This is a genomic window from Burkholderia guangdongensis (assembly GCF_013403875.1).
GTDB classification, from domain to species: domain Bacteria; phylum Pseudomonadota; class Gammaproteobacteria; order Burkholderiales; family Burkholderiaceae; genus Burkholderia; species Burkholderia guangdongensis.
In genome coordinates, this window is the sequence record NZ_JACBNX010000004.1 from 271,506 (window position 1) to 291,437 (window position 19,932).

General features: G+C 67.7%; 21 protein-coding genes. 6 read left to right on the forward strand and 15 right to left on the reverse strand.

Translation table 11 applies throughout. The features are described 5' to 3' along the window. The first annotated feature begins 69 nt into the window (after nt 1-69). From HZI36_RS06135 to HZI36_RS06150, 4 genes are all read left to right on the forward strand, one after another. Nucleotides 70-1,410, forward strand: coding sequence for an O-antigen ligase family protein (locus tag HZI36_RS06135; RefSeq protein WP_179401737.1), 1,341 nt, complete (start codon nt 70-72; stop codon nt 1,408-1,410). Nucleotides 1,411-1,451: 41 nt separating this feature from the next. Continuing rightward, on the forward strand, nt 1,452-2,402 hold the full coding sequence (locus HZI36_RS06140) for a hypothetical protein (protein ID WP_246326980.1): 951 nt from the start codon (nt 1,452-1,454) through the stop codon (nt 2,400-2,402). A 111-nt stretch (nt 2,403-2,513) separates the two neighbouring features. Continuing rightward, nucleotides 2,514-4,298 carry a lipid A export permease/ATP-binding protein MsbA gene (gene msbA, locus HZI36_RS06145; protein ID WP_179401738.1) on the forward strand — a complete coding sequence of 595 codons (1,785 nt, stop codon included), beginning with the start codon at nt 2,514-2,516 and terminating at the stop codon, nt 4,296-4,298. A gap of 105 nt (nt 4,299-4,403) precedes the next feature. Continuing rightward, nucleotides 4,404-4,832 (forward strand): RcnB family protein, encoded by a 429-nt coding sequence (locus tag HZI36_RS06150; RefSeq protein ID WP_179401739.1) that lies wholly within the window; start codon nt 4,404-4,406, stop codon nt 4,830-4,832. A gap of 90 nt (nt 4,833-4,922) precedes the next feature. Here HZI36_RS06150 and HZI36_RS06155 read toward each other — a convergent pair whose 3' ends face one another. The 15 genes from HZI36_RS06155 to upp all read right to left on the reverse strand — a co-directional run bounded on the left by HZI36_RS06155 (nt 4,923) and on the right by upp (nt 18,492). Continuing rightward, a complete protein-coding gene (locus tag HZI36_RS06155; protein ID WP_179401740.1) occupies nt 4,923-5,480 on the reverse strand; it encodes an FUSC family protein in 558 nt (185 codons plus the stop codon). A 35-nt stretch (nt 5,481-5,515) separates the two neighbouring features. After that, nucleotides 5,516-6,793, reverse strand: a complete 1,278-nt coding sequence (locus tag HZI36_RS06160; protein ID WP_179401741.1) for an MFS transporter — start codon at nt 6,791-6,793, stop codon at nt 5,516-5,518. Further along, on the reverse strand, nt 6,790-7,797 hold the full coding sequence (locus HZI36_RS06165) for a PRC-barrel domain containing protein (RefSeq protein WP_179401742.1): 1,008 nt from the start codon (nt 7,795-7,797) through the stop codon (nt 6,790-6,792). The genes HZI36_RS06160 and HZI36_RS06165 overlap by 4 nt, the downstream gene beginning before the upstream one ends. A 214-nt stretch (nt 7,798-8,011) precedes the next feature. Continuing rightward, complete coding sequence (locus HZI36_RS06170; protein ID WP_179401743.1) at nt 8,012-9,205, reverse strand: collagen-like triple helix repeat-containing protein; 1,194 nt, start codon at nt 9,203-9,205, stop codon at nt 8,012-8,014. A gap of 797 nt (nt 9,206-10,002) precedes the next feature. Further along, the gene (locus tag HZI36_RS06175) at nt 10,003-10,302 is read right to left on the reverse strand and encodes a BrnA antitoxin family protein (RefSeq protein WP_246326981.1); all 300 of its coding nucleotides are present in this window, start codon (nt 10,300-10,302) and stop codon (nt 10,003-10,005) included. Continuing rightward, complete coding sequence (locus HZI36_RS06180) at nt 10,271-10,561, reverse strand: BrnT family toxin (RefSeq protein ID WP_179401744.1); 291 nt, start codon at nt 10,559-10,561, stop codon at nt 10,271-10,273. The genes HZI36_RS06175 and HZI36_RS06180 overlap by 32 nt, the downstream gene beginning before the upstream one ends. Nucleotides 10,562-10,692: 131 nt before the next feature. After that, entirely contained in the window at nt 10,693-12,159 is a 1,467-nt protein-coding gene (gene rng / locus HZI36_RS06185; protein ID WP_179401745.1) for a ribonuclease G, read from the reverse strand. A gap of 8 nt (nt 12,160-12,167) precedes the next feature. After that, nucleotides 12,168-12,800: a Maf family protein gene (locus tag HZI36_RS06190; protein WP_179401746.1), complete on the reverse strand. Its 633-nt coding sequence runs from the start codon at nt 12,798-12,800 to the stop codon at nt 12,168-12,170. A 49-nt stretch (nt 12,801-12,849) separates the two neighbouring features. Beyond that, nucleotides 12,850-13,320, reverse strand: coding sequence for a 23S rRNA (pseudouridine(1915)-N(3))-methyltransferase RlmH (rlmH, locus tag HZI36_RS06195; protein WP_179401747.1), 471 nt, complete (start codon nt 13,318-13,320; stop codon nt 12,850-12,852). Between the two features lie 15 nt (nt 13,321-13,335). Further along, nucleotides 13,336-13,788, reverse strand: coding sequence for a ribosome silencing factor (gene rsfS, locus HZI36_RS06200; protein WP_179401748.1), 453 nt, complete (start codon nt 13,786-13,788; stop codon nt 13,336-13,338). Between the two features lie 4 nt (nt 13,789-13,792). Continuing rightward, nucleotides 13,793-14,506 (reverse strand): nicotinate-nucleotide adenylyltransferase, encoded by a 714-nt coding sequence (locus tag HZI36_RS06205; protein ID WP_179401837.1) that lies wholly within the window; start codon nt 14,504-14,506, stop codon nt 13,793-13,795. Between the two features lie 39 nt (nt 14,507-14,545). Then, a complete protein-coding gene (gene hemF, locus HZI36_RS06210; protein WP_179401749.1) occupies nt 14,546-15,469 on the reverse strand; it encodes an oxygen-dependent coproporphyrinogen oxidase in 924 nt (307 codons plus the stop codon). Between the two features lie 107 nt (nt 15,470-15,576). Further along, the gene (purD, locus tag HZI36_RS06215; protein WP_179401750.1) at nt 15,577-16,854 is read right to left on the reverse strand and encodes a phosphoribosylamine--glycine ligase; all 1,278 of its coding nucleotides are present in this window, start codon (nt 16,852-16,854) and stop codon (nt 15,577-15,579) included. A 109-nt stretch (nt 16,855-16,963) separates the two neighbouring features. Next, nucleotides 16,964-17,692 (reverse strand): YebC/PmpR family DNA-binding transcriptional regulator, encoded by a 729-nt coding sequence (locus tag HZI36_RS06220; RefSeq protein ID WP_179401751.1) that lies wholly within the window; start codon nt 17,690-17,692, stop codon nt 16,964-16,966. A 149-nt stretch (nt 17,693-17,841) separates the two neighbouring features. Then, nucleotides 17,842-18,492: a uracil phosphoribosyltransferase gene (upp, locus tag HZI36_RS06225; RefSeq protein WP_179401752.1), complete on the reverse strand. Its 651-nt coding sequence runs from the start codon at nt 18,490-18,492 to the stop codon at nt 17,842-17,844. 183 nt (nt 18,493-18,675) lie between these two features. Between upp and HZI36_RS06230 the strand changes: the two genes are divergently transcribed. Continuing rightward, on the forward strand, nt 18,676-19,455 hold the full coding sequence (locus HZI36_RS06230) for an SDR family oxidoreductase (protein ID WP_179401753.1): 780 nt from the start codon (nt 18,676-18,678) through the stop codon (nt 19,453-19,455). Nucleotides 19,456-19,537: 82 nt separating this feature from the next. Next, complete coding sequence (locus HZI36_RS06235) at nt 19,538-19,930, forward strand: methylglyoxal synthase (RefSeq protein WP_179401754.1); 393 nt, start codon at nt 19,538-19,540, stop codon at nt 19,928-19,930. The last annotated feature ends 2 nt before the right edge of the window (nt 19,931-19,932 follow it).

Sequence of the window (19,932 nt, forward strand, 5' to 3'; positions counted from 1 at the left end):
TGTGCCGGGCCTCTGTGCTATTCTCCAGCCGGGTAAATTCAGGCGATTATTTTGCGGTATCCGAAATCAATGAGCATGTTGTTCGACCGTGTGCGGCTCGGCGCGTTGTGCCAGTCGCGGCCGCTGGAGAGTGCTGCACCCGGTTGCCGATGGGGCGATTTCACGGCGGTGCTGGTGGCCGGGTTGGGCGTGGCCGGATACCTGAGTTTGCGTGGTGCGACCAACGCGGCTTTGTTCATCTTGTTGTTTCTCGCGTTACTGCACGGCCGGGCGTGGTGGGCCGAATCGCGTGGCCGGTGGCACCGCTTCGTGCCGTTGATGGTGGCGCTGGCCGCGCCGATCGTGGCGCTCGCGATGGGGCAGCTGTTCCGGCAGGCATGGGTGCTGAAGGCCTACGATGCGCCGTCGCGAATGCTGCTTGCGATTCCGGTTCTGCTGTACTTCCACCAGCGACGCATCGACTTCGCCCGCATCGTGGGCTACGCCGCGCCGCTGGGTCTGTACGTGATGCTGCTCGAGGTCTGGCTGGATCCGGCGGCATCGGCCCAATGGGGCAGCCGCTATGCCACTTATTTCGTCGATACCGACACGTTCGGGGTATACGGCCTGGTGCTGACGGGCTTTTGTCTGTTCAGCCTTCGTTTCACCTCGGGCTGGAGCGGGGTGCTGCTGACGGGATGGCAGTCGCTTGGCGTGCTCGTCGGCATCTATCTGGTCATCGGCTCCGGCACGCGTACCGCGTGGTATGTGATACCGGTGGTGTTCGCGCTCTGGCTCTGGCTGAACCGGCGCCACGTCAAGCCGTGGTGGCTGGCGGCATGCATCGTGGTACTGGCCGCCGTGCTGATGCTCGATCATGGCATTGCCGCACGGGTGCTCAGCGGCTACAACGAGATCCATCAATGGTTGACCGGTACCCAGCGCGATACCTCGGCGGGCCTGCGCTTGACCATGTGGCACATGTCGTGGGAGCTGTTCAAGCATCGGCCGTGGAGCGGCTATGGCGATACCGGCTACCTCGCTTATCTGAGCCAGCCGTGGATCACCTCGATCGCGCCGCCGTCGCAGGCGATCGCGATCGAACACGGCCCGCATAACGAACTGCTGGCGAATCTGCTGCGCTCGGGCGTAGCCGGCGGTATGGCGGTGTTGTGCCAGTTCCTGATTCCGCTGGCGTTCTTCTGGAAACGGCGCAACGCTGCCGATGCCGTCGCGATGCGTGCGAGCCGGCTCGGCCTGCTTTATATCGTCTGCGTGATGTCGATGAGTGTCGGCTTCGAGATGTTTACGCTGAAATACACCGCGTCGTTTTACGGCTTGATGATCGCGTGCCTGGGCGCCCAGGTGTTATGGAGCGAACAGGCGGCGCGACAGGCTGCGCCGCTCACGAACGAGGCGGCGCGAGGATGAGCAGATATACCAGGATCAGGGTGGTGTGCCCCGGTGGCGCGATGACGGCCGGCCCGGAGGCCTTGCATCAACTGGTGGCCGAACTGAACCGGCTGGGGCAGGCCGCGGCGATTGTCTACAGCCCGTTCGACCGGAAATTCGATACGCCCGAGCCGTACCGTAAGTACGCGGCTCCGGTGGAGCCCTATGCGGACGAACCCGGCACGCTGATCGTGTTTCCGGAGATCATGCCGACCGATGCGTTGCGGGTGAAGCACGCCGATGCGGCGATCTGGTGGATGTCGCTGAACAATTACACGTGCGTGCGCTACGGTAACCCGCTGCGCGATCGCTTCCGCTACTTCAAGGCCTGGGTGAAGGGCAAGCGCCCGCTGGGCGGGGTCGGTGCGCTTCGGCATCTGAAGCATTTCGCTCAGAGCCACCATGCGCAGGCGTATCTCGAGGCGCGCGGTTTCGAGGTGCTGCCGCTGACGGATTCGATTCCGGTCTATACCGATCCGGCTTATCTGGCTGCGTTGCCGCAGCGGCTCGCACACGCGGAGCATGGCGACGTGATTCTGTATAACCCGAGCAAGGGGCGAGCCATTACGGAGCGCTTGATCCGCGCCTATCCGCAATGGCAGTTCAAGCCGCTGCGTGGTCTGAACCGGGAGCAGCTTGCCGACGCGTTTTGCGCGGCAAAGGTGTATATCGATTTCGGCCACCATCCGGGCCGCGACCGCCTGCCGCGCGAGGCTGCCGTTCATGGTTGCTGCGTCGTGACGGCCCGGCATGGTTCGGCTGGCAACCCGGTGGATGTGCCGATTCCGGCCAAGTACAAGCTGGAACCGAAGACGAGCCGGTTCGTCGACCAGTTCGGTCAGATCATCGGCGCGATTTTTGGCGATTTCGCGGGCAGTTCGGCCGAATTCGAGCCGTACCGGCGCATGATTCACGCCGAGGCCGGCGTGTTCGAGGCGCAGATCAGGGATGCGTTCGGGCTCGCGGCGTAACACGCTCAGCGTGACCGGCGCGTTTTGCCAAGCATGGAATCAGCCGACTTATAATCTGCCCCAATTCGCGGCATCACCCGGGCCCTTCCGTATTCGCATCAAAGGATCGTCTTGAGCAAGCATCAATCCAGCCTCAGAAAACCGGTCGGCGGCGCGCAGACGCAAACCTCCGAAGTCGGCAAGCGGCTCTGGCCCTATGTCCGCCCGCTGATCGGCATGCTCCTGCTCGGAGTGCTCGCGATGGCCGTCAGTTCGGCCACCGATGCCGGCATCCCGGCACTGCTCAAGCCGCTCCTCGATCACGGCTTCGGCGCCAACGCCAGCCGTCAGGCGGTGTGGTTCGTGCCGATTGCCGTGATCGGCCTGGCCTTCGCGCGAGGCATCGCGCAGTACGCGTCGCAATATTTGCTGTCCTACGTGTCGAACCGCATCCTGCTGAAGATGCGCCTCGATATGTTCAACCGTATGATCAATACCGGCGCGTCGTTTTTCCAGCGCGAAACCGCGAGCACGGTGATCAACGCGATCGTGTTCGAGGTCAACCAGATCCTCAACGTGCTCGTCAGCGTGATGGTGACGCTGGTGCGCGACTCGCTGACCGTGGTGTTTCTGCTCGGCTACCTCTTCTATCTGAACTGGCGCCTGACGCTGATCATCGCGGTGATTCTGCCCGGCATCGGCTGGTTCGTGAGCAAGATCAACCGCCGTCTGCGTCAACTCGGCCGCGATCAGCAAATGCTGACCAACGACCTGTCGTACATCGTCGAAGAGACCGTGGCCGGCTACAAGGTCGTGAAGATCCATAACGGCGAGCAATACGAAATCTCGCGCTTCGGCGAAATGGCCACACGCCTGCGCGGCTATGCGATGCGCATGACCGTGGCCGGCGGCCTGGCACAGCCGCTCACGCAGTTCCTCGCGTCGATCGCGCTGGCAATCGTGATCACCGTCGCGGTGGTGCAGTCGGCGCACGACCAGACCACGGTAGGCGGCTTCGTCGCGTTCGTGACGTCGATGTTGCTGATCATTTCGCCGCTCAAGCATCTGATCGACGTGAACCAGCCGTTGCAGCGCGCCGTGACCGCGTGCGAGCTGATCTTCGGCCTGATCGACGAACCGATCGAGGACAAGGGCGGCAGCCGTTCGCTGGACCGCGCACGCGGCGAGATCGAATTCGAGAGCGTGACGTTCGGCTATACCGAAGGCGGGCGCAATACGCTCGACGGCATTTCGTTCAAGGTCGCCCCCGGCGAGATGGTCGCGCTGGCGGGCCCGTCGGGCAGTGGCAAGACCACACTGGTGAATCTGCTGCCGCGCTTTTTCTCGCCGGTCGGCGGCACGATCCGGGTCGACGGCGTGCCGCTGGCCGACTACGACGTGCATGCGCTGCGTAGCCAGATCGCGATGGTGAGCCAGGACGTCGTGCTGTTCAACGACACGATCGCCGCGAACGTCGCCTACGGCCAGACGCCGGACCGCGCGCGCGTGCTGGCCGCGCTCGACGCGGCGAACCTCGCGGACGCGGTCGCCGCGATGCCCGACGGCATCGACGCGATGGTCGGCGGCAACGGGATGCGGCTGTCGGGCGGCCAGCGGCAGCGCCTCGCGATCGCGCGCGCGATCTACAAGGATGCGCCGATCCTGATTCTCGACGAGGCGACGTCGGCGCTCGACTCCGAATCGGAGCGCCACGTACAGGCGGCGCTCGAGCGGCTGATGGAGGGCCGCACGACGCTCGTGATCGCGCACCGGCTGTCGACGATCGAGCGGGCGGACCGCATCCTCGTTCTCGAGGCGGGCCGGATCGCGGAGTCGGGAAGTCATCGCGAACTGCTGTTGCGCGACGGCCTCTACGCGCATCTGCACAAGATCCAGTATCAGCAGCAGACCGCGTAAATGCGGCCCACGCGGCTCGCCGGACCTCATGCGAACCCATATCGTGTGCTACGCTTTTCAACGCATGCTGCAATCGATTCACTTGTCCTAATGAGGGAGTCCGTCATGAAAATGCAACGCATGAAGTGGGCACTGCTGATCGCGCTCGGTTCGGCCACATCGCTGGCGCTGGCCCAGCAGTACAACGACCAGGACATGATGCATCGCGATCAGCGGCCAGGTGATCACCAGATGATGGAGCACGATCACGGGCCGGCCGATCACCAGATGATGAACCACGATCATGGGCCGCAGCGGATGCAGCCGGGCATGACGATGCGTCACGACGAAGGCCCGGGCGACCAGGGCGAGCATCGCGGCTGGCGCCGCGGCGACCGCCTGCCGGCGGAGTATCGCGATCACCAGTACGTGATCGACGACTGGCACGAGCATCATCTGAACCGGCCGCCGCGTGGCTATCACTGGGTCGAGGTCGGCGGCGACTATCTGCTCGTGTCGATCGGCTCCGGCATCGTGCTTCAGATCGGGCCGTAACGGTCCGCCGGCATCCGCGCGGCGCGGTTCGGGCTCGCGCCGCCTGCCCACCCGACGCGCGCGGCAATCCGCGGCAACCCGTGGCAACCGTTACGCGCGATTGAACCCGTAGCGCTCGATCCGGTTCAGCAGCCACGTGACGCCGAGCGCGCATACCGTGCCGAGCGTCACCTCGCCGAGCCGCACGAGCGGGATGTCCCACAGCGGGCCGTTGCCCGGGAACAGCATCACGATCGTCGCGGTCACGCCGCCGAGCCGCGCGGCGCTGCCGATGTTCACGCACCAGCAGCAGACGATCACGACCGCGACCGCGATCGGATACGCGATGAAATGTCCGCCGCCGAGCGCGGTGCCCGCGAAGCCGAGCAGCCCGCCGATCATCGCGCCGATGAACTGGTCGCGCGACAGCGACATCGTGTCCGAATAGCTGTGCTGCGTGACCGCGATCGCGGTGATCGCGGCCCAGACCGCCTGCTCGGTATGCAGCGCGCGGCCGATTCCGTACGCGAGGCACGCGCCGCAGACCGTCTGCAGCGCCATCAGCGCGCCCTGCGCGAGCCGCTGCCCGAACGACAATCCCTTGAACAGATCGAGCACCGACTGCTGGATCTGCTGTCGGGTCTCGTCGAGCGTCCTCATCGTGTCCATCGCGAATCCTCTGGCGTATCGGCGATGCGTTCGCATCAGCCCGCCTGTTCGGACGACGCCGGAGCGGGCGCGTCTTCCGGCGCGTCGCCGTTCTCGACGCGCGTTTCCGGCATGCCGAGCCAGACGAGCAGCACCGCGAGCGCGCCGGCGACCGCGAGCCCGAAGAAGCTGACCGCGTTGCCGAAGTGATCGGCGACGAAGCCCGCGGCGGCGGTGCTGAGCGTCGCACCGATGCCGGCCGCGAGACCGAACAGGCCGATGCACAGGTTGTAGCGGCCCTTGCCGCCCGCGACGTCCGCGGCGATCAGCGGCAGCATCACGCCGAACACGGCCGCGCTGATCCCGTCGAGCATCTGCACCGGCACGAGCAGATACGGGCTGCCGACGCCCGCGAACAGTAGCGCGCGCACCGGCAGCGCGGAGAACCCGAGCAGCAGGATCGGCCGGCGGCCCCAGCGCTGCGCGGAGCGGCCGACCCACGGCGACAGCAGCGCGACGATCGCCTGCGGCACGATGATGCATGCGGCGATCACGAGCTGCACGTTCTCGCCCATTCCGGCCGTGACTTCGCCGGCCGCGAGGTTCAGCATTGCCGCGTTCGACAGGTGGAACAGCACCACGCACGCGGCGAAGATCAGCATCCGCCGGTCGCGCAGCAGCTCGCGCAGCGTCTCCCGCTCGCCGGGGCCGCCGCCGTCTCCGTCGCCGTCTCCACGATGGCCGGGCGCCGCGTGCGGCGCGATCGTGTGCGTCGGCTGGATCATCGACAGCGCGACGAGCGCGGGCAGCGCGAGCGCCGCGGTCAGCCAGAACACCGCGCGCGCGGACAGGTATTCGCCGAACAGGCCCATCAGGCCCGCCGCGACCGCGCTGCCGATCGACGCCCAGCGCGCATTGCGGCCGAGCCGGTCGCCGAGGTTCGCGCGGCCGACGAGCGCGAACGACAGCGCGGCGAGCGCCGGCGTCAGCATGCAGCTCGCGAAGCCGTGGAACACCTCGGCCGCGATCACCGGCACGATCGTCGGGCTCGCGGCGAGCAGCACCGCGGACAGGATGATCGCCGCGATCGCCCACGCGGCCGCGCCTTTCTTGTTCTTCAGCGCGTCGACGGCCGCGCCGCCGGGCACCTGGCTCACCATCGCGCTGATCGTGCCGATCGACAGCACCATGCCGATCTCGCCCTGCGTCCACTTGTGCGACGCGAGGTACGACGCGATAAAGGGGCCGAATCCGGTCTGGACGTTCGCGACGAAGAAGTTGAGCCAGTCGAGGGCTCGCAGGCTGCGCAGGCTGACGGCTTGCCGGATCGTCATCGGACTGCTCTCGCTGACGATGCGCTCGCGCGCGCCGGTGGCGCGGATGCGGCCGAGGCCGCGGGCGGCGCCACTGGCGGTGACACCGGCGGCGACACAGCGACGACCGGCTTGTCCGCCGCGTACGGCGGCGCGGCGTGGACCTGCGTCGCGCTGAGGTCGAGCTGCGCGCGCAGCGTCTTGTCGCGGGTCACGAAGCGCAGCGCGGACCAGTTTGCGGCGATCGTGCGGCGCGCCGGATCGACGAGCCCGCCGAGATCGAGCACGACCGCCTGCGGCTGCGCGTCGCGGTCGATCAGCACGTCGACGACGCGGCCGACCGTCGAGCCGTCGGGGCGCTCGACGTCGCTGTCGAGCACTGGCAGGCGCGTGGCGCGCGAGCCGGCGAACACGCCGGATAGCGGCACGATCTTCGGCCGGTCGGCGGGCGGCAGTTCGCCGGGCGGCACGTCGAGCACGATCGGCGCCTGGCGGCCGCCGGGCGTGAAGCGGAACACGGTCCACGGAAACGCGGCCTTGCGGTCGCCGACGCCCATGAAGCCCTGCAGGTTCACGATCATCTCGCGTGGCTTGCCGCTCGCATCGGTGACCATGTCGACCGCGCGGCCGATCACGCGGCCGCCGCGACGCTGCACTTCGCTGTCGAGCAGCGCGCGGATCTGGCTGCGATCGAGCGTGCGCGTCGCGACGAGCGGCGGGGGCGGCGGCACGGCGGGCGGCGGCGGCGCGGGCCGCGCGGCCGGCTTCGGCCGCGCGGCCTCGCGATGCGGTTCCTTCTCGACCCTGGCTTCCTCGGGCGGCTGCGGCGCGGGCGTCGGCGGCAGCGTCAGCGGTTCGCCGGGCGCCTCTTCGACGGGCTCGACGAGCGCCTCGCTGATCGGCGCGGGTGGATTCTGTGTCGGCAGCAGGCCGCAGCCGGACAGCAGCAGGGTGGCGACGAGAACCGGAAAGGCCGGTAGGGACGACGACAGACGGAAAGCCGAACGCGGAAAACCGCCGCTCATTGACAGACACTCCAAGGGTCGACGCGGCCCGGTCGGGCCGCTGCTGGCGATGGAAGGCGGGTGCATGCGCCGCACCGCGCGAGCGGAGAGTTTAACGCGAGTTCGCGATGAGGCCGATTGCGGCAGGTTGCGACAACGTGACCCGGCGTGGTGCCGGGCGATCGGGGGGCGGGGCGTCGCGCGTCGTGCGCTGCCCCGGTCGGGCATGCACCGCTTACTTCGCGATGCCGCCGAGCGCGTTCGTGACGGGGGCCAGCAGGCTGCCCGCGCCGCCGAGCGCGGAGCCGCCCGTGCTGCTCGTCAGCGAACCGCCGGTCAGGCCGCCGGTCACCGCGCCGCCCGTCAACGAGCCGCCGGTCGCGCCGGTCACAGTATGCACCGTCGAGTTGAGCGCGGTCGTCAGCGCGCCTGCCGGCGACCCGCCGCCGGCTGCGCCGGTGACGCCGGTCGCGGTCGACACGAGGCCGGTGACCGGCGCGAGCGGGCTTGCGGCGCCCGAGCCCGAGCCGCCGCCGAGGAGCGCGGTGCCGGTCGTCCCGACCGTATTGCCGGTCGCGGTGACGACGCCGCCGACGCCCGTCGTGACCGGGTTGTTGCCGGTCGACGCGAGCGTGTTGCCGGCCGCCGCGACGCCGTTGCCGACCGTCGTGATCAGGTTCGTCGCCGGCCCGCCGACCGGCGTCGCGCCGACCGCGCCGGTGATCGAGCCGACCGTGTTCGTGATCGGCGTGATCGCCGAGCTCGCGGTGCCCGTTACCTGAGCGACCGGCCCGCTCGACAGTTGCGTGCCGAGCGTCGCGCCGCCGCCCGCGACGGTGTTGCCGAGCGTCGTCACCGCGCCGCCGACGGGCGACGTGATCGGTGCGAGCGGCGACAGCGCGGAGCCGCTGCCGCCGAGGCTCGTGACCGCGCCGCCGGTCGCCGCGACGCCCTGACCGAGGTCGCTGACGACGTTGCCGGTGCTCGACACCGTCGTGCCGACCGGGTTCGTCGACGAGCCGGAGCCGAGCTGGCCGACGCCGTTGTTGATGCCGGTGCCGAGCGCGGACACGGCCGCGCCGGCGTCCTGCACCGCGGTGCCGAGCGACTGCGTGGTGCCGCTGTTGGTGCCGGGGATAGACTGGCCGGAGATGGCGGTGCCGGCGTCCGACACGGCGGCGCCGCTTGCGGTGACGACGTTGCCCGACGCGGCGGCCGTCGTGCCGACCGAGTTCGGAGACGACGTGCTGCCCGAGCCGGAACTGGAACCGGAGCCGCTCGCCGTGGCGGCGCTGGGCGAGCTGCCGGAGCTGCCGGTGCCCTGGCTGAGCGCGCCGGAGCCGCCGCAGGCGGTGAGGGAGAGCAGCGCGGCGACGCTGGCTGCGATCATCGTGGTGCGGAGCGTGCAGAGATGGTTTTGGGTGTTCATGTGTTGCCTCGTATCGATGCGATATGGACGGGTCGGGACCCGGGTGTTCAGTGCCGAATGGGTGTGTCCGGTCGTCGACCGTTTCAATCGTTCGTTTGCTTCTGGTGCCGCACCATCTGCTGCCTCCTTGTCTGGCTTTGCGCCATTGCGTTTCGATCAAAATCCCGAGAAGCGTTTGAAACGGATTTCCGGAGATTGAGTGTTTGTGTTATTCCGGTCGTGCCCGCCGTTTCGCGGCGCTCTCGCGTTCAGGACTTTGCATGACGAGATTAGACCAGGGCCATTAGGGCTTCCTTTAATTAAGGTCAAATTGAAGTAAGCATCCGATTAAGACGTGCGGAGGCCCGCCCAGAGTGGCGTGGCACGGCGCATCGGCGGGGATTATTTTTATGAATCCTCGAATCGAGTGCGGATGACGGGAAATCGCGTCAGGGTTTATCGCTATTAAGTTTTAAATCGGCGATTGAGACGTGTGCTTCAAAGAAGGATTTATATTTTTTTGGGTGCGCGAACAAATGCGGGTTCGCTCGCCGGCGGATTTTGGCGAGCGAAGCGGGCCGTCCGGCGTATGCGGTCGGAATGGATTCTGGGGGAATCGGCGCGTGCGAGGGCACGGTCTGGAAGACGCTGAACCTGAAAACGACGGACATGCCGCCGGTGCCGGCTCATGACGCGGGCGCGTTTGCGCCGGGTGGGTATCGCGTGCGGCCGGCCACGTGGCCGGCCGATCGGCGCGGATGCGGCGATTACATCAGCACGATGTCGTATCGTAGCTGTTTGAATTGCTGAAACCTGAATTATGCGGTTCCTTTGGCGAGCAATTCCACCATGCGGGTTTGCCATCCAGGGCCGGTTGCTTTCCAGTATTCAAGGACAGATACTGGCAGGCGCAGGGAAATGGCCGCCTTCGGTTCTCCGACGACCGGCCGGCCACGCTTACGGGCAATGGTCTCTCCAATGGCTTTGTTTTCCTCAACTGCACCCGATTCCTGATTCGCTTCCCGGCGCACTCGTTCCCAGTCCGTGCGGCTTTCACCGCGTGAGCGGGCAGCACGCATTTCCGCGCTAGTCATCGAAGTGATTTTCGAGCCACTCATGATAGGCCCTCCGCTCGTCACGTTTGGCCGGGCGGAAACTCACGATTCGGTAGCGATCCTCGCCCGGAACGAACGCTACCGACAATACAGCCAAGACCTCGAACACGTAGGCGAAAGCCTGTTGGCGGAATTCGTCGCGACGAGGACTGTCCACGATCAGGGCGTACTCGCTTTCCAGCACCAGATCAGCATCGGCGAAATCCAGCCCATGCTTTTCCAGATTGGTGGCGCGCTTGTCCTCATCCCATTCGTAGATCATGGGAATATTGTATATACGTAATTCGATTAGTCAAGCGGAAATCTGAAGCTTGGGGCACGATCACTACGTGAGGCTCGTCAGCCGCCGGACTGGATGCATGGTCAGAGCGGGTAACGCTATGTCAATAACCCCTACATCAACACGATGTCGTACTGCTCCTGACTCAGATTCGACTCGACCTGCAGCGACACCGGCTTGCCGATGAAATCGATCAGCATCGCGAGATGCTGCGATTCCTCGTCGAGGAACAAATCGATCACCTGCTGCGACGCGATCACGCGGAACTCGCGCGGATTGAACTGCCGCGATTCACGCAGGATCTCGCGCAGCACGTCGTAGCAGACGGTGCGCGAGGTCTTCACCTGCCCCTTGCCCTGGCACACCGGGCACGGCTCGCACAGCACGTGCGCGAGCGATTCGCGCGTGCGCTTGCGGGTCATCTCGACGAGCCCGAGCTGCGAGAAGCTGTTCACGGTCACGCGCGTGCGGTCGCGCGACAGCGCCTTCTTCAGCTCCGAGAGCACCGCGTCGCGATGCTCGGCGTTCTCCATGTCGATGAAGTCGATGATGATGATCCCGCCGAGGTTGCGCAGCCGCAATTGCCGCGCGATCGTGTGCGCGGCCTCGAGGTTCGTCTTGAAGATCGTGTCGTCGAAATTGCGCGCGCCGACGTAGCCGCCGGTGTTCACGTCGATCGTCGTCATCGCCTCGGTCTGGTCGATCATCAGGTAGCCGCCCGATTTCAGATCGACGCGCCGCGACAGCGCGCGCTGGATTTCCGTCTCGATGTTGTACAGGTCGAACAGCGGCCGCTCGCCGGTGTAGTGGTGCAGCTTCGGGCTCACGGCCGGCGTAAACGCGTCCGCGAACTCGGCGAGGCGCAGGTACGTCTCGCGCGAATCGACCTGAATTCGCGTCGTGTCGTCGTTCGCGAAATCGCGCAGCACGCGCTGCGCGAGGTCGAGATCCTGATAGAGCAGGCTCGTCGCCGGCAGCCGCTGCGACTGCTCGACGATCGTCGCCCACGTCTTGCGCAGATACGTGACGTCACCGGCGAGCTCGTCGCCCGTCGCGTCCTCGGCGATCGTGCGCACGATGTAGCCGCCTTTCTCCTCGGCCGGAATCACCGCGGTCAACCGCGCGCGCACCGCCTCGCGCTCGGCCTCGCTCTCGATCTTCTGCGAAATCCCGATGTGCGGCTCCTGCGGCAGATAGACGAGCGTGCGGCCCGCGATGCTGACCTGCGTCGACAGCCGCGCGCCCTTCGTGCCGATCGGATCCTTGATCACCTGGACCATCAGCGTCTGGCCCTCGAACACGATCTTCTCGATCGGCTGGTGCGGAGTGTTCGCCGGCGCGTCGGCCGCGCGCGGGTGCCAGATGTCCGCGACGTGCAGGAACGCCGCGCGCTCGAGGCCGATGTCGATGAACGCGGACTGCATGCCGGGCAGCACGCGCACGACCTTGCCGAGATAGATGTTGCCGACCCGTCCGCGCGACAGCGTGCGCTCGACGTGAAGCTCCTGCACCGCGCCTTGTTGGACGAGCGCGACCCGCGTTTCCTGCGGCGTGATGTTGATCAGGATTTCTTCGTTCATTGTGCGATTCAGAAGTCGACGCGCGCCGCCCGCAAAAGCGCCGCCGTCTCAAAGAGGGGCAGACCCATGATACCCGAATGGGATCCGTCGATTCGTTCTACGAACTCGGCCGCGCGCCCCTGGATCGCGTAGGCGCCCGCCTTGCCGAACGGCTCGCCGGTGTCGACGTAGCGCACGAGCGCATCGCGCGACACGGCCGCGAAGCGCACCGTCGAGCGCGACAGCGCGGGCGGCAGCCGCTCGCCCCGCGCGTCGACGACCGCGAGCGCGGTCAGCACCTCGTGCTCGCGGCCCGCGAGGCGGTCGAGCATCGCGAGCGCGTCGTCCGCGTCGCGCGGCTTGCCGAGAATCGCGCCGTCGATCGTGACGGTCGTGTCCGCGACGAGCACCGGCGCGGCCGGCCTGCCGCTCGCGACGAGCCGCGCGTGCGCGGCGTCGGCCTTCGCGACGGTCACGCGCAGCACATAATGGTCGGGCGCTTCGCCGGGCCGCTCGGCCTCGAGGGCCTCGGCGTCCTCGTCGGCGCGCGGCGGCAGCAGCTCGAAGCGCACGCCGATCTGCTGCAGCAGTTCCTGGCGGCGCGGGCTCTGCGACGCGAGATAGAGGTACGGGAAAGAGTCGGGTAGGGCGCTGGACGGCATCGTATGAGGGTGGGTGAGGGCGCGCGACGCGCGTCGCGACGACGCCGCGTCACGCGCGGTGATAGGGGTGATTCTGCGTGATGCTCCACGCGCGGTAAAGCTGCTCCGCCAGCAACACGCGGACCATCCCGTGCGGCAGCGTCATGCTCGAGATTCGCAGCAGCAGGTCCGCGCGATTTTTCAGTTCCGGATCGAGCCCGTCCGCGCCGCCGATCACGAACGCGACGTCGCGCCCGTCCTGCTGCCAGCCGGGCAGCGCCTGCGCGAGCTGCATCGTGGTCCAGTCGCGGCCGCGCTCGTCGAGCGCGACGATCCGAGCATTTTTCGGCAGCGCGGCCTCGATCTTCGTCTTCTCGGCGGCCATCACGCTCTCCGCGCTGCGGCCGCCCGAGCGCAGCTCGGGCTTGATCTCGCGCAGCTCGATGCGCAGCTCCGGCGGCATCCGCTTCGCGTACTCGTCGAAGCCTTCGGCGATCCAGCCGGGCATCTTGTGCCCGACGGCCAGGATGTGCAGCTTCATCGGCGCGTCCGGCCGTCAGCGGCGGCGCGCGGCGGTCTTGCGCGCCGGGCGGGCCGGCGCGGCATCCTCATCTTCCTCGTCGTCATCGGCGTGCGCGGCCGCCGCGCCGTTCGGACCCTTTGCTCCGCCGAGCTTCATCCGTACCGGCTTGTCGCCCCAGATTTCCTCGAGGTTGTAGTACTGGCGCAACGCGGGCTGCAGGATGTGCACGACCGCGTCGCCGCAGTCGACGAGCACCCACTCGCCGGTGTCCTCGCCCTCGGAGCTGACGACGTCGCCGCCCGCTTCCTTCACCTTTTCGCGCACGCTCGACGCGAGCGCCTTCGTCTGCCGGTTCGACGTGCCGGACGCGACGATCACGCGGTCGAACAGCTCGGTCAGATGGCTCGTGTTGAATACTTTGATGTCTTGCGCCTTGATGTCTTCGAGTGCGTCGACGATCACGCGCTGCAGTTTGCGGATATCCATGTGGTCAGGAATGGTAGAGACGATGTTGAAGAATATAGGCCCAGACGGCGGGCGGCACGTTTTCGGCCTTCGCGTCGGGCATCTGCTCGCGGCGCGCGAGGCATTCGCGCAGATGCGCGCGGATGTCGGTCGCGGCGACGTCGAGCGCGAGCGTCGTGTCGATCAGCAGATGGCCGGACGGCGTCGACTTCAGCACGTCCGCGCCAGCCTGGCGCGCGGCGACTTCGGCCGCGACCGCCTGCGACGCGGCCGCGAGCTCGAAGCCCGGGCGCGTCGCCGCGCACACGTGCGCGAAGTCGAACAGGCGCCGCCAGTCGCGCCACGTGTCGAGCCGCACGAGCTGGTCGGCGCCGATCAGCAGCGACAGCGATGCGTCCCCGCCGATCCGCGCGCGCCAGCGCTCGAGCGTGTCGACGGTGTAGGTCGGCCCCGCGTGCTCGATCTCGTCGGTCGCGACGCTGACCGCGACGCCGTCGATCGCGAGCGACGCGGCAGCCGCGCGCGTCATCGCGAGCCGGTGCTCGGCCGCGGACACGTCGCGCTTCTGGTACGGCTGCCCGGCGGGCAGCAGCACGAGCTCGGTCAGGTCGAGCAGCGCCGCGAAGCGGCGCGCGAGCGCGAGATGCCCGTCGTGGATCGGGTCGAACGTGCCGCCCAGAAGGCCGATGCGACGCGACAGCAGGCGCGGCGGCGGGGCGGAGCGGGCGGTGGTGTTCAGAAGGGCGTCCTTTCGTGACGAATCGTCGCGCGAGCGGGCTCAGGCCCAGTCGCGCGGCACGAGGAAGTCGCTGTACAGGCGCGCCTCCGGCGTGCCCGGCTCGGGCTGCCAGTTGTAGCGCCACTGCGCGGCGGGCGGCATCGACATCAGGATCGACTCGGTGCGGCCGCCGCTTTGCAGGCCGAACAGCGTGCCCCGGTCGAACACCAGGTTGAATTCGACGTAGCGGCCGCGCCGGTACGCCTGGAACGCGCGCTCGCGCTCGCCGTACGGCGTGTCGCGGCGGCGCTCGACGATCGGCATGTACGCGGCCAGGAACGCGTCGCCGACGCTTTGCATCATCTCGAACGCGCGTTCGAAACCGCCTTCCGCGTAGTCGTCGAAGAAGATCCCGCCGATCCCGCGCGCCTCGTTGCGATGCTTCAGGAAGAAATACTCGTCGCACCACTGCTTGAAGCGCGGGTACAGATCGGCGCCGAACGGATCGAGCGCGCCCTTGCACGTGCTGTGGAAATGGCGCGCGTCGTCGTCGAAGCCATAGATCGGGGTCAGATCCATTCCGCCGCCGAACCAGAATATCGGCTCCTCGCCGTCCTTCGTCGCGATCAGCATCCGCACGTTCATGTGCACGGTCGGGCAGTACGGATTGCGCGGGTGCAGCACGAGCGACACGCCGAGCGCGGTGAAGCCACGGCCCGCGAGCTGCGGGCGCGCGGCGCTCGCCGACGGCGGCAGCGTGTCGCCGGCGACGTCCGAGAAGCCGATCCCCGCGCGCTCGAAGAACCGGCCGTCCTCGAGGATCCGCGTGCAGCCGCCACCGCGCAGCCGCTCGTCGGGCGCGCGCCGCCACGCGTCGGTCGCGAGCGGCGTGCCGTCGAACGCGCCGAGCGCGTCGGCGATCCGCGTTTGCAGGCCTTGCAGATACGCGCGCACGCGCTCCACGTCGTAGGTCGAATCGGTCATGGGGATCGGGCGCTCGACGGCGCCATTTCAAAAAAGCATCTGCCGGGCATTCTATCGAACCCCGGCAGATCGGAGGGCGGACGGTGCCCCGCGAGCGGGGCGGGCCGTCACGCGTTCTTGCGGTTCAGCGCGCGATGGCCGATGTCGCGGCGATACTGCATCCCTTCGAAGTTGATCTGGTTGATCGTGTCGTACGCATGCTGCTGCGCTTCGCGCACCGAATCCGCGAGACCGACCACGCACAGCACGCGGCCGCCCGACGTGACGAGCTTGCCGCCGTCGAGCGTCGTGCCCGCGTGGAACGTGACCGCCTGCTCGGTCTCGGCCGGGATGCCGTTGATCCGGTCGCCCTTCGTCGGCGCATCCGGATAGCCGTGCGCGGCGAGCACGACGCCGAGCGCGGTGCGGCGGTCCCATTCGAGCTCGACCGTGTCGAGCGTGCCCGCGATCGCGTGATCGACGACCTTCGAGAAGTCGCTCTTCAGGCGCGACATGATCGGCTGCGTCTCCGGGTCGCCCATCCGGCAGTTGAACTCGAGCGTGCGCGGATGGCCGTCCTTGTCGATCATCAGGCCCGCGTACAGGAAGCCGGTGAAGCGGATGCCGTCCTTCTCCATCCCGCGCACGGTCGGCATGATGATCTCGCGCATCACGCGCGCGTGCATCTGCGGCGTGACGATCGGCGCGGGCGAGTACGCGCCCATCCCGCCGGTGTTCGGGCCGCGGTCGTCGTCGAGCAGGCGCTTGTGGTCCTGGCTCGACGCGAGCGCGAGCGCGTGCTTGCCGTCGACCATCACGATGAAGCTCGCTTCCTCGCCGTCGAGGAACTGCTCGATCACCACGCGCGCGCCGGCATCGCCGAGCTTGTTGCCGGACAGCATCATGTCGACCGCCGCGTGCGCTTCTTCCAGCGACATCGCGACGACGACGCCCTTGCCGGCCGCGAGCCCGTCCGCCTTCACGACGATCGGCGCGCCTTTCGCGTCGATGTACGCGTGCGCGGCGGCCGCGTCGGTGAAGGTTTCGTAGTCGGCGGTCGGAATGCCGTGGCGCTTCATGAACGCCTTCGCGAAATCCTTCGAGCTTTCGAGCTGCGCGGCTTCGCGGGTCGGGCCGAAGATCTTCAGCCCGCGCGAGCGGAACAGGTTCACGATGCCGGCCGCGAGCGGCGCCTCGGGGCCGACGAGCGTGAACGCGACGCCCTCGGCCTCCGCGAAATCGGCGAGCGCGTCGAGCGACGTGATGTCGACGTTCTTCAGGCGGTCGTCCTGCGCGGTGCCGCCGTTGCCCGGCGCGACGTAGACCATCTGGACTCGCGGCGACTGCGCGAGTTTCCACGCGAGCGCGTGTTCGCGGCCGCCGGAACCGACGACGAGTAGTTTCATGGGAGCATCCCCGTAGGCTGGAAAACGTGGCGGCCGGCATGCCCGTGCGTGCCGGCCGCGAAATCGGGCGAGCCGCCGCCGCGCGCGGGGCGGGGCGGCAGGCTGTTCATCATTCCTCGTCGATGACGGCGTTCGTGTATACCTCCTGCACGTCGTCGAGGTTCTCGAGCGCGTCCAGCAGCTTCTGCATCTTCGCCGCGTCGTCGCCGGTGAATTCGATCTCGTTCTGCGGCTTCATCGTCACTTCGGCGAGTTCCGCCTTGAAGCCGGCCGCCTCGAGCGCGTCCTTCACCTGCGAGAACGTCTGCCAGTCGCACAGCACTTCGATCGAGCCGTCGTCGTTCGTGTTCACGTCGTCCGCGCCCGCTTCGAGCGCCGCGTCCATCAGCGCGTCTTCCGACGTGCCCGGCGCGAACAGGAACTGGCCGACGTGATCGAACAGGAACGCGACCGAGCCGTCGGTGCCCATGTTGCCGCCGAACTTCGAGAACGCGTGGCGCACTTCCGCGACCGTACGGGTGCGGTTGTCGGTCAGCGTGTCGACGATGATCGCCGCGCCGCTGATCCCGTAGCCTTCGTAGCGGATTTCCTCGTAGTTCGCGCCGTCCGCGCCGCCGACGCCGCGGTCGATCGCGCGCTTCACGTTGTCCTTCGGCATGTTCGCGTCGGCGGCCTTGTCGACCGCGAGACGCAGGCGCGGGTTCGAGTTCGGATCGCCGCCGCCCAGGCGGGCCGCGACCTGAATTTCCTTGATCAGGCGGGTCCAGATCTTGCCGCGCTTCGCGTCGGCTGCCGCCTTCTTATGCTTGATGTTGGCCCATTTCGAATGACCAGCCATACGTTTCTCCGTCGCCTGTCGCGAAACCGCGCGGGCGTTTGATCCAATGTGTCGTTGAGTCCGGCGGCCGCCGGGGCGGCAGAATGCCGCGTGGGCCGCGCGTGTCGGGTGGATCGCGATTTTATCACGCACCATCCGCACCATCCCGCTCAGTTCTTCGTGCCGAACAGCCGGTCGCCCGCGTCGCCGAGGCCGGGCACGATGTACGCGTGCTCGTTCAGATGCGAATCGAGCGATGCGACGTACAGTTTCACGTCCGGATGCGCATCCTGGAACACCTGCACGCCCTCGGGCGCCGCGACGAGCGCGAGGAAGCGGATGTTCTCGCCCGGCACGCCGCGGCGCTTCAGCACGTCGATCGCGTGGACGGCCGAGTAGCCGGTCGCGACCATCGGGTCGCACAGGATGAAGATGCGGTCCTCGAGATCGGGCAGCCGCACCAGATACTCGACCGGCCGGTGATCCTCGGCGCGGTACACGCCGATGTGCCCGACGCGCGCGGACGGCACGAGATCGAGCAGGCCGTCCGACATTCCGACGCCCGCGCGCAGCACCGGCACGATCGCGAGCTTCTTGCCGGCGATCACCGGCGCGTCGATCTCGACGAGCGGGGTTTCGACCCGCTTCGTCGTGAGCGGCAGGCTGCGGGTGATCTCGTAGCCCATCAGCAGCGTGATCTCGCGCAACAGGCCGCGGAACGTGCGCGTCGACGTGTCCTTGTCGCGCATGTGCGTGAGCTTGTGCTGGATCAGCGGGTGATCGAGGATGAAAAGATTCGGGAAGCGGCTGTCCTGTTTCATGGCGGGCGCGGGGCAAAGGAACGAACGGGGGAACGGGGCGGCAGCGGGCGATGGGCCGGGCTGCGCGCGTCATCAGCGCAAGTTTACCGAAGATATGGGGCGTTCCGGAGATATGATCGGCGTCTTGTCGCCAATCGTCGCGCGCCGGCCGTCGGCGCGCGGATTTCTCAAGGGACCGAATCCATGGATCTGGGCATCGCAGGCAGGACCGCGCTCGTGTGCGCGGCGAGCAAGGGCCTCGGGCGGGGTTGCGCGGAAGCGCTCGCGGCCGAGGGGGTGAACCTCGTGATCGTCGCGCGCACGCGCGACACGCTCGACGCGACCGCCGAGCAGATCCGCGCGGCGACCGGCGTGTCGGTGACGGCGATCGCGTGCGACATCACGACGGCCGAGGGCCGCGCGCTCGCGCTCGCCGCGTGCCCGCAGCCGGACATTCTCGTGACGAATGCGGGCGGCCCGCCGCCGGGCGACTTCCGCGACTTCTCGCGCGACGACTGGATCCGCGCGCTCGACTCGAACATGCTGACGCCGATCGAGCTGATCCGCGCGACCGTCGACGGGATGATCGCGCGCCAGTTCGGGCGAATCGTGAACATCACGAGCTCGGCGGTGAAGGCGCCGATCGACGTGCTCGCGCTGTCGAACGGCGCGCGCTCGGGGCTGACGGGCTTCGTCGCGGGGCTGTCGCGCAAGGTCGCGTCGCACAACGTGACGATCAACAACCTGCTGCCGGGGCTGTTCGACACCGACCGGATCGCGACGACGCTCGCCGCGTCCGCGAAGGTGCAGAACACGACGGTCGACGAGATGCGCGTGCGGCGCGCGAAGGAGATTCCGGCGGGACGGCTCGGCACGCGCGACGAGTTCGGCGCCGCGTGCGCGTTCCTGTGCAGCGTGCACGCGGGGTATATCACCGGGCAGAACTGGCTACTCGACGGCGGCTCGTATCCGGGCACGTTCTGAGCGGGCGGTGCGGGTGGCGCGGGCTGCCCATCGCATCGACGATAGATAGATCACGACTGACGCAACGACAAGGATTCTGCAGATGAAGACACCTCGCATCGCGCTGATTGCGCACGACGCGAAAAAGGACGAGATCGTCGGGCTCGCGGGCGAATATCGCTCGACGCTCGCGCGCTGCGCGCTGGTCGGCACTGGCACGACGGGCGGGCGCATCGCGGCCGCGCATGGGCTGACGGTCGAGCGCAAGCTGTCGGGGCCGTTCGGCGGCGATTTGCAGATCGGCGCGGAGCTGGCCGAAGGGCGCGTCGACATCGTCGTGTTCCTGCGCGACCCGATGACCGCGCAGCCGCACGATCCGGACATCACCGCGCTCGTGCGCGCGTGCGACGTGCACAACGTGCCGTGCGCGACGAACGTCGCGACGGCGCGGATGCTGCTCGACGATCTGGCGCGGCGGTTCGCGGCGGGGGAGTGAAG